This window comes from Pseudomonas grimontii (genome assembly GCF_007858185.1).
In the GTDB taxonomy this organism is placed as follows: domain Bacteria; phylum Pseudomonadota; class Gammaproteobacteria; order Pseudomonadales; family Pseudomonadaceae; genus Aquipseudomonas; species Aquipseudomonas grimontii.
This window is the reverse complement of record NZ_VFES01000057.1, coordinates 1-749: the sequence shown is the minus strand read 5'-3', so window position 1 is coordinate 749 and position 749 is coordinate 1. Positions and strand designations below refer to the sequence as shown.

Below are 749 nucleotides of genomic sequence, written 5' to 3'. Positions count from 1 at the left end.
TCGATACCGAAGTTCAGGTGCATCGATTCATCGCGCAGGATGTACTGGAACTGCTCGGCCACGCCGGTCATTTTGTTGCGGCGGCCCATGGACAGGATCTGGGTGAAGCCGCAGTAGAAGAAGATGCCTTCCAGCACGCAGTAGTAGGCGACCAGGTTGCGCAGCAGTTCCTTGTCGGTGTCGACGGTGCCGGTTTCGAACTTCGGATCGGAGATCGAGCGGGTGTATTTCAGGCCCCAGGCGGCTTTTTTGGCCACCGATGGGATCTCGTGGTACATGTTGAAGATCTCGCCTTCGTCCATGGCCAACGATTCGATGCAGTACTGGTAGGCGTGGGTGTGGATCGCTTCTTCGAAGGCCTGGCGCAGGATGTACTGGCGGCACTCCGGGTTGGTGATCAGGCGGTAGACGGCCAGCACCAGGTTGTTGGCGACCAACGAATCTGCAGTGGAGAAGAAGCCGAGGTTGCGCATGACGATGCGGCGCTCGTCGTCGGTCAGGCCTTCGGGGTTTTTCCACAGGGCGATGTCGGCGGTCATGTTGACCTCTTGCGGCATCCAGTGGTTGGCGCAGCCGTCGAGGTACTTCTGCCAGGCCCAGTCGTACTTGAAAGGCACGAGTTGGTTGAGGTCGGCGCGGCAGTTGATCATGCGCTTTTCGTCAACGGCGACGCGGGCGGAGGCGCCTTCGAGTTCGGCGAGGCCTTCGGCGACGTCGAGTTTGTCGAGGGCAGCCTTGGCGCGCACGAT

Annotated in this window: 1 protein-coding gene; it reads right to left on the bottom strand. The window is 60.5% G+C overall.

Features of this window, described 5'->3' with window-relative positions:
* The coding region (locus FIV39_RS32930) for a ribonucleotide-diphosphate reductase subunit beta (RefSeq protein ID WP_146371721.1) at window positions 1-749 on the bottom strand (749 nt) is incomplete at both ends.